We start from the raw sequence: 8,296 nt of genomic DNA, 5'->3' as shown, positions 1-8,296 counted from the left end.
CGTCGCTGCGCTCCTTCGGTTTCCCTCGCTCGACCACGAGGCGCCCCCACACGGCTTCTACCCCCGCTCAACTCGCGTTATCTCGTATTTCCACAGCGGCGGGACGACTGTCTTGCTTAGGCTTCGTAGGAGAGGGTGAGGCACGGAAGAATGTCTTACAGGGTTGCTACGGTTGGGCACCTACGGGCGCGCCCAACCGTAGCGATTGGAGAGTTCAGGGGATGATGCTTTTTTTGAGGTGCGGATCTAGAACAGCTAATTAGATGAGCTCTGGTAGGAGAGTAGGAAGGCGGCGGCTCGGGGTAAGAGGCCGAAGCAAGGAGGTGCGTAAGGGGCTGGCAGAGACTAGACGACGGGTTAGACAAAAGGCTGGGAAAAAGGCTGGGCAAGGAACTGGGCAAGGAACTGGGCAAGGAACTGGGCAAGGAACTGGGCAAGGACCAGGCAGAGCCCCAGGCTAGAGACTCAGGCATGTGCTGAGTAGGGCTTTGAGGGAGGTATTTCGGCCAGGGATAGGGCTGGCTTGTGCGAGGCTGATACTCGGTTCTGTGCAGCTTAAGTGGCTCCTGGTCGGGATTGGGTGTCGAGAAAGGGGATTGGGGAGTGACGGCAGTGCGCGTTTGGGAGGGGGATAGCGCGTAGATAGTCTCTCTCGTATGTGGGGTATGGGAGTCTTGCTTGGCCCCGGGGGTGCTTAGCTCAGATTAATTGTGGTCGTGCGGCGTATCAGTCGCTGTCGCATCGTCGTTTACTCGATGTGCTGTAGCGCGCCGTTTTCGTTGTTAACAGTCGGCTATCCGAGGTCAGGATGAAGCGTCAATAAGGAGTCAAAGAGCTGACAAGGTTCACATTCCTTCCCAACGGAAGGTGTACTGCGACATTCGATCACCGTTATCGCGCATTGTTCCACGTGAAACAGGAGCTCAATGAGCTCACTAGAGCCGTTGGAGAGTTCCTTGATTCCGCTCAGTAACCTTGCGAAAGGCGTTGCCTGGCGGTGGTCATAGGAAATTAGCGCGCCGCTTCGTAACGGCTAGGACTGGTATTAATCGATCTGTCGACTTATTTAGGGTCGGATATAGGCATAAGTCCCTCTGCCGGGGTGCTCGTCTCGAGTGAATCCGGGAGTTACGGCGAGGTATTTTTCATCCAGCTCATTGGTTAGTTGGGGGTTGGGCGAAAAGTGCCACAGTATCTGCTGGCCCAGAGGGAGGCATCCTTTTGACAAGTGTCTGTTGGCACGGGCAAGTTGCCTTCCCACTTAGGCTCTGTCGTAGATTGCCATGTGGTTTTGGCCCACTGTACCGTTAGAGGCATACCGATGGCACCGAGCACTGTGTATGACTCATATGAGTCACCAGGTCTTAGAACTCGATATTTTTGTCGTGATAGAGCTCATCTCTACGCCTTGAAGTTCGCCGGACCTAGGCAATGTTCCACGTGAAACAGAGGCCCCCCACTTGAAGGCCGAGTCTTCGATAAAACCTAAGGGCATTTTGGGATCCACCGGGTCCGGGGCATAGCCAACCTATGTTCCACGTGAAACATTACCTTATTTCTAGATGGCGTGAGTTGCGAGGAGTGCGCTGTACCCCTAGTTCATCCGAGTTTCGCTGCAAATATCTCTCGCACGGAGGGTACACATTATGTCTGTGAGCCAGCATCTGCGAGATAGTGTCGAAGACTGAATCATGACCCCAGAGCTGTTCATGGAGAATCGATAGCAAAGAAGATCCTTTCCCTCGATTGTCCCAACACCCCTGCGGCTCTCCGACCCATATGTTCCACGTGAAACATTCCCCAAAACTCACCATCACCCCATATCTCAACCAATCGACTCCCGATTGTTATCAGTGGGCGCGCCCGTAGGCGCCCGCTGATAACAGCCCTGCAAGACCTTCCTCTTTGCCAATATGCTTCACCACGAAGCCTAAGCAAGACAGTCGTCCCAGCAATGCAGCGATCCAAGATTCCGTGAGGTGAGGTGGGGTACTAGTGAGGGAGGGGCGCCTCGTGGTCGAGCGAGGGAAACCGAAGGAGCGCAGCGACGAGGTTGACGAAGCGGTGTCGGACGCGCAGGCGGCCGACCAGCCACGTGAAGCCCCNACGCGNCCACTGCCNCGCATCGACGCCAANAGNACTCCTCTCTAACAACAGCAACAACCACTACACCCCGCACCAGCCNCCCTTTTGGCCCGGGGAAGCCCACTTTCACATCCCCGTCACGCAACCTTAATCCCCCCGTAACCTCCCTCCCCAATCATTCCCCTTCCACCAAGACACATTCCGACACACCGCGATGAAAAACTGGAAGAGGACCACCCAAGTCTTGCTGCTAAGCAGCCTGACCCTGCTAGCCGCCTGCAGCAACAGCGACGACGATGACGATGACGACACCTCGTCCCCCACGCCGCCCGTCAGCCAGGCGATGGACCTAACGATCCTGCACATCAACGACCATCACTCCAACCTGGACAGCAAAAGCAAAACCCTGCTGCTGAAAAATGCCGCTGGCACCCAGACCGAAGCCACCGTCGACGCCGGCGGCTTCCCGCGCGTCACCGCAGCCATCAACGAACTGGCGACCGCATCCACCAACGTGCTCAAACTGCACGCCGGCGACGCCATGACCGGCACCCTGTACTTCAACCGCGCAGGCGAGGCCGGCGAAGCCGACGCCGCCCTGATGAACACCGTGTGTTTCGATGCCATGACGCTCGGCAACCACGAATTCGACAAAGGCGACAGCGGCCTGCATCGCTTCATCGAGTTTTTACACGCCGGCACCTGCCAGACTCCGCTGCTCAGCGCCAACGTCAGCTTTGGCCCCAACTCACCCCTAAATGCAGCCAACGCTCCCAACTGGGTCCAGCCTTCGATCACCCTCGAACGCGGCGGCCAGTCCATCGGCCTCATCGGTTTGACCATCGCCGGCAAAACGCAGCAGTCCTCCAGCCCCGATCCCGGCACCACCTTTTCCGACGAAACCGAAGCCGCCCAAACACAGATCGATGCCTTGCGTGCCCAAGGTGTTAACAAAATCATCGTGATGAGCCATATCGGCTACAGCTACGACAAAGAAATCATCCCCAACCTGAGCGGCGTAGACGTCGTCGTAGGCGGCGACTCGCATTCCTTGCTAGGTCCCGATGCAATGGAAACCTACGACGTAGGTACACCCGCAGGTACCTATCCCACCGAACTGACCGACAAAGACGGCAAGCGCGTCTGCCTGGTACAAGCCTGGGAATACGCTCAAGTCGTCGGCGAACTGAAAGTCAGCTTTGACGCCAATGGTGATGTCACCTCATGCAGCGGCACGCCTCACGTCCTGATCGGCGACACACTGACCGTCGGCGGCACGACGCCCAACCCTGCAGACGCAGCCGCCATGCAGGCCGACATCGAAGCCAGCGGCATCCTGCGCGTACAAGCGCCCGACGCCAACGCCACGCAAACCCTGCAACCGTTCAAAGAGCAAGTCGACGCCTATAGCCAGAGCGTCGTCGCCAACGTGCCGCAAGAACTCTGCTCGCGCCGTGTCCCCGGCGGCCCTGGCTCGGTCGATTACAGCCGTTCCAGCGCTGCCTGCAACGCCGAAGGCAGCGTCAACGTCCGCGGCGGAGATATTCAGCAACTCGTCGCCCAGGCCTATCTCGAAGTCGCCAACGCCGAATACGGCGGTGCCGACATCTCGCTGCAAAGCGGCGGTGGCGTGCGCGTCCCGCTCGAGGGTAACGTGACCGCCGCCAACGTCATCGAAGTCCTGCCATTCGGCAACATGCTGTGGCGCCTGGACATTACCGGCACCGAAGTCATCGGCATGCTCGAAGACGGCCTCGAGGCGGTCTACGGCGACGGCGGCACCACCGGCCCCTACCCCTACACGGGCGGCTTGCGTTATGACGTCAACAGCCTGGCCGCCAAGGGCAGCCGTGTATCCAACGTGGAAGTATTCGATTCCACCACGAACACCTGGCAGTCCCTGGACGCGACTCGCACCTACAAGTTGTTTGTCTTGAGCTTCAACGCAACAGGCGGCGACGGCTATACCACGCTGGCCAACGTCCCCGATGAGCGTCGTCAGGATATCGGCGTGCTGGATGCCGACGTGCTGCAAACCTACATCGATATGCAGGCCAAGGACGCCAACACGAACCTGCCAATTCTCAATCGACTGCCCATCGAGTTGTACAGCACCAAGAACTACGTCGAGTAACGCGTCCTGCACGACGGGCAGCACGTGCCGTAACCTGAAAGAGCCTGCGCCAGATAGGGGAAAGCCCCCCGTCTGTTGCAGGCCACAACAAAACGGCCGGGATATTCACTATCCCGGCCGTTTTGCCTATTGCACCCGACAGTTGAGCCGGACGTTCAAGGCTGTCCGATCCCGCTCAATCCTATCAACGCCCCCGCCAACAACATCCACAACGGATGCACACGACTGAAAATCGTCACGGCAGCTACGAGAGCGGTGATTCCCCCTAACACCCACGTATGCACAGAAGCCTCGGTAATCAACGACGCACTGGCCGCCATCAATCCTACCGTCATCGGGAAAATACCTGCCTGCACGACACGCCGCCACGGTTTGTCCTTGAACCGTTCCCACAATCCCAACGCGACCGCCGTCAAGATCGAGGATGGACCGAACTTCGCAATCGTCGTGACCAACGCCCCCTGCCAGCCCGCCACATTCCACCCCACCAGCGTCACAATCATCAGATTGGGGCCAGGCGCGGCCTGACTCAATGCGAACAACGCACCGAAATCGGCATTGGACATCCATTGATGGATCTCCACGACCTGCCGCTGCATCTCGGGCAAAATCGTATTGCCGCCGCCAAAGGCCAGCACCGACAACTGCGTAAAAATAACGAAGAGCGAAATCAATACGGAAGTCATCGCGCCAGCCTCCAGGTCACCAGGATACTGATCGGCGTCAACACCAGCATTGTTGGCAGCAGGGGCGTACGCAGCACCGCAATGCAAATAAAGCAGGCCACGGCCACGGCGATCCCCGCCCATTTGCCACGCAACGGCTTGGCGATTTTCACGGCCATCGAAATCAGCAGGCCCGCGGCCGCGGCAGCCAACCCCGCAAACAGATGTTGAATATGCGGATCGTCTGCATACCTGTCGTACACCATACCCAGTGCAATGACGATGAAAGACGGCGCAGCGATCAATCCCATCAAGGCCGCAAATGCTCCCTTGACCCCACGGAATTTCATACCCAGCGCCACGGACATGTTGATGATGTTGCCGCCCGGCAAAAACTGGCACAGCCCGAGCAGCTCAGTGAAATCCTCCGAAGACAGCCATCGGTGTTTTTCCACCACCATGTGGCGCGCCAATGGCAAGGCACCGCCAAAGGCACTCAATCCCAACCAGAAAAATCCCTTGAACAGGGCCCAGCAGGTAGGCGGTGGCGAATCGGATGTGGGGGATACGGCAGTCGAAGACGAGGTGTTCATCAAAATTCCAGCAGAGATCGGGACGCGATGATTCCTGTGCAGCGAGCAAGCTGCTCTGAACGCCAGGAGATGAATCGGGACGAAAGCCTACTCCTGCTCGCACCGGTGCGCAATTGCACCCGCCAATTACCATGACGCTGGAGGGGGCAAATCGGCCTTGAGGATGATGAATGACTCCGTTCGATCGAGATCCCGCCTCATCAGTCACGCAAAACCAGAATCGCCCTCACCGTTAGGCCTCTCTTGTTGCGCGTAGAATGTGCGACGTACCGGCCCTCTTGTGCCGGGCTCTATGCAACATGTCCGCATCCACTGCTCCCTCGCCCACCCCTTCGCTTTATCCCATCCTGTTGATGATGATTGCCATGGTGTCCATGCCGAGTGGCGCAGCATTGGCAAAAAGCCTGTTTCCCATGGTAGGCGCGCAGGGCACGGCGGCGCTGCGCTTGTTGTTCTCGGCGCTCATGCTGCTGGCCTATTTCCGGCCATGGCGTGTCCGCCTGACGCCATCGGGATGGCGCGTGGTGCTGGCCTACGGCTTGTCGCTGGGGATGATGAACCTGCTGTTCTACATGTCGCTGCGCACCATCCCGCTGGGCATTGCGGTCGCTCTGGAATTCACGGGTCCTCTGACGGTAGCGCTCTTGAGTTCACGCCGCTTTGCGGATTTCTGTTGGATCATGTTGGCGGCCGCGGGCATTCTGTTGCTGATTCCCCGGGGCGCCGAAGTCCACACGCTGGATCCGGCAGGGATGCTGCTGGCGCTGGGCGCCGGGCTATGCTGGGCGCTGTATATCGTGTTCGGACGCCGTGCCGGCCTGCACCATGGCACCCAGACCGTGGCACTGGCCTCGACCGTCGCCACCGTGGTGGTCTTGCCCTTTGGATTCGCGCAGGCAGGCATGGGCCTGTTCGCGCTGGAGGTATTGCCCTGGGCATTGGGCGTCGCCGTGCTGTCCAGCGCATTGCCCTACGCGTTGGAAATCACCGTCCTGTCCCGTATCCCCGTCCGGGTCTTTGGCACACTGCTCAGTATGGAACCCGTCTTGGCTGCCTTTTCCGGCATGCTATTCCTGCGCGAGACGCTATCCCTGACCCAGTGGGCAGCCATCGTCGCCATTGTTGCAGCATCCATCGGGATCACCATGGGCAATCGGCAGTCCGCAAAGGCACGCCCCAAACAAAAACGATAAGCACGCTGCAATCGCCGGACAGCCTCGCAAGAATATGGGGCCAGCCCGCGCACCCGCCGGATGAAACGAACTCCCCATCCGCAGATGGGGGATCAAACTCAATCGCGGAAATTCTGATACTGCAGCGGCAGATCGACGTCGGTCTTGCGCAGCAACGCAATCGCCTCTTGCAAATCATCGCGCTTTTTACCGCTGACGCGCAGCTTGTCGCCATTGATCTGGCTCTCGACCTTGAGCTTGGCAGCCTTGATGGCAGCGATCAATTTTTTTGCGACAGGTTGCTCGATGCCTTGGCGGACCGTGACTTTCTGGCGGGCGCCGCCCAGGTTTTCCAGCGGATCAGCCACATCCAGGCAGCGCACGTCGATGCCTCGCGCGGACAGGCGGCCACGCAAAATATCGAGCATCTGTTTCAGCTGAAACGCGCTGGGCGCGATCTGCGTCACGACGAACTCCTCGAGTTCGAACTTGGCGTCGGTGCCTTTGAAATCAAAACGGGTGGCCAACTCGCGATTGGCCTGGTCCACCGCGTTGCTGAGTTCGTGTTTGTCTACTTCGGAAACCACGTCGAAACTGGGCATGGCTGCAACCTACAAAAAAAGAGTCAATCAAGGATAGCGCCATCCATTACGATGCGCATACCCGCACAGGTATCCAGTGTAAGACGATTTGCGGCGATCTGACTGCCCCCCCTTTCCACGGTATCAACGCCGCGGTTTCCCGGAGCAATGGATAATACCGGCTATGCGGCGCCTATCCCTGGCTCTGCGACTCACGGAACACTCTGCCATGTTTTACAGCGTTCTCAAGCTCGTACACATCCTGGCCATTCTGCTGTGGGTAGGCGGGATGATCTTCGCCCACTGTTTTCTGCGGCCCGCCGTGGCCGCGCTGGAACCGCCCCAGCGGCTGCGCCTGATGCGCGATGTGCTGGCACGCTTTCTGAACGCCGTGCTGGGCGCCGTCCTGCTGGTACTGCTGAGCGGCGCCTGGATGATAGGCCGCACAGCCCGCCAGGTCGCGGACACCGGCGGCAGCTTTCAGATGCCGCACGCCTGGATGACCATGGCGGTATTGGGCGTCATCATGGCAGCGATTTTCGGACATATCCGCTTTGCCCTGTACCCGCGCCTGGATCGTGCCGTACAAGCCGGTGACTGGCTCGCGGGCGGCCGCGCGATGCAATCGCTCAAAACCTGGGTGACCGTCAACCTGGTGCTGGGCCTGCTGACTATTGTGGTAATCGTTCTCGGCTAAAACCGTTTTCGGGGCAGTTCTCAGGTGTGCACGAGTGAAGGTGGTGTGCTTATTGGACGTCGCGAAGTCGTGTTGCGAACGATCTCCTGCTGATCTATGAGAAATCGTTACTCGAGAGATCCCCTGTTTGCCCCCGATGCCAAAGCCTTCGCATGCAGATCACGAACGCTATTCATTGGTGCGCCCGTAGGCGCCAATGAATGGCAGCCCTGCAAGATCTTCATCCTTGCAAAAGCCAGTTCCTACGAAGCCTAAGAAAACCACCCGTGCCAGCGACGAGGGAATCAGAGACTCTGCGAGTCGAGGCGGGGCAGTGACCGTGTTGGCGCGCCTCGGAGTCGAGCGAGGGAAACCGAAGGAGCGTAGCGA

General features: G+C 58.8%; 6 protein-coding genes. 3 read left to right on the top strand and 3 right to left on the bottom strand.

The annotated features are described in order from the left end of the window. The first annotated feature begins 2,299 nt into the window (after positions 1-2,299). On the top strand, positions 2,300-4,219 hold the full coding sequence (locus ACNA0J_RS16065; protein WP_415819877.1) for a bifunctional metallophosphatase/5'-nucleotidase: 1,920 nt from the start codon (positions 2,300-2,302) through the stop codon (positions 4,217-4,219). A 155-nt stretch (positions 4,220-4,374) separates the two neighbouring features. On the opposite strand, the gene ACNA0J_RS16060 is transcribed toward ACNA0J_RS16065, so the two are convergent. Both ACNA0J_RS16060 and ACNA0J_RS16055 read right to left on the bottom strand, forming a co-directional pair. After that, the gene (locus ACNA0J_RS16060; protein WP_415819876.1) at positions 4,375-4,905 is read right to left on the bottom strand and encodes a chromate transporter; all 531 of its coding nucleotides are present in this window, start codon (positions 4,903-4,905) and stop codon (positions 4,375-4,377) included. Continuing rightward, a complete protein-coding gene (locus tag ACNA0J_RS16055) occupies positions 4,902-5,477 on the bottom strand; it encodes a chromate transporter (RefSeq protein ID WP_415819875.1) in 576 nt (191 codons plus the stop codon). Before ACNA0J_RS16055 ends, ACNA0J_RS16060 begins: the two co-directional genes overlap by 4 nt. 299 nt (positions 5,478-5,776) lie before the next feature. Between ACNA0J_RS16055 and rhtA the strand changes: the two genes are divergently transcribed. Continuing rightward, the gene (gene rhtA / locus ACNA0J_RS16050) at positions 5,777-6,670 is read left to right on the top strand and encodes a threonine/homoserine exporter RhtA (protein WP_415819874.1); all 894 of its coding nucleotides are present in this window, start codon (positions 5,777-5,779) and stop codon (positions 6,668-6,670) included. Between the two features lie 98 nt (positions 6,671-6,768). On the opposite strand, the gene ACNA0J_RS16045 is transcribed toward rhtA, so the two are convergent. Continuing rightward, positions 6,769-7,251: a YajQ family cyclic di-GMP-binding protein gene (locus ACNA0J_RS16045; protein ID WP_415807621.1), complete on the bottom strand. Its 483-nt coding sequence runs from the start codon at positions 7,249-7,251 to the stop codon at positions 6,769-6,771. Between the two features lie 208 nt (positions 7,252-7,459). Between ACNA0J_RS16045 and ACNA0J_RS16040 the strand changes: the two genes are divergently transcribed. Then, positions 7,460-7,927 (top strand): CopD family protein, encoded by a 468-nt coding sequence (locus tag ACNA0J_RS16040; RefSeq protein ID WP_415819873.1) that lies wholly within the window; start codon positions 7,460-7,462, stop codon positions 7,925-7,927. Positions 7,928-8,296: the final 369 nt, after the last annotated feature.

Source organism: Bordetella tumbae (assembly GCF_965139195.1).
GTDB classification, from domain to species: Bacteria; Pseudomonadota; Gammaproteobacteria; order Burkholderiales; family Burkholderiaceae_B; genus Bordetella_A; species Bordetella_A tumbae.
This window is presented reverse-complemented; position numbering and strand designations above follow the sequence as displayed.

Coding starts and splice junctions, on each gene's coding strand:
- ACNA0J_RS16045 (WP_415807621.1), bottom strand. CDS start 7,251: ATGCCCAGTTTCGACGTGGTTTCCGAAGTAGACAAACACGAACTCAGC.
- ACNA0J_RS16040 (WP_415819873.1), top strand. CDS start 7,460: ATGTTTTACAGCGTTCTCAAGCTCGTACACATCCTGGCCATTCTGCTG.
- ACNA0J_RS16060 (WP_415819876.1), bottom strand. CDS start 4,905: ATGACTTCCGTATTGATTTCGCTCTTCGTTATTTTTACGCAGTTGTCG.
- ACNA0J_RS16055 (WP_415819875.1), bottom strand. CDS start 5,477: ATGAACACCTCGTCTTCGACTGCCGTATCCCCCACATCCGATTCGCCA.
- ACNA0J_RS16065 (WP_415819877.1), top strand. CDS start 2,300: ATGAAAAACTGGAAGAGGACCACCCAAGTCTTGCTGCTAAGCAGCCTG.
- rhtA (WP_415819874.1), top strand. CDS start 5,777: ATGTCCGCATCCACTGCTCCCTCGCCCACCCCTTCGCTTTATCCCATC.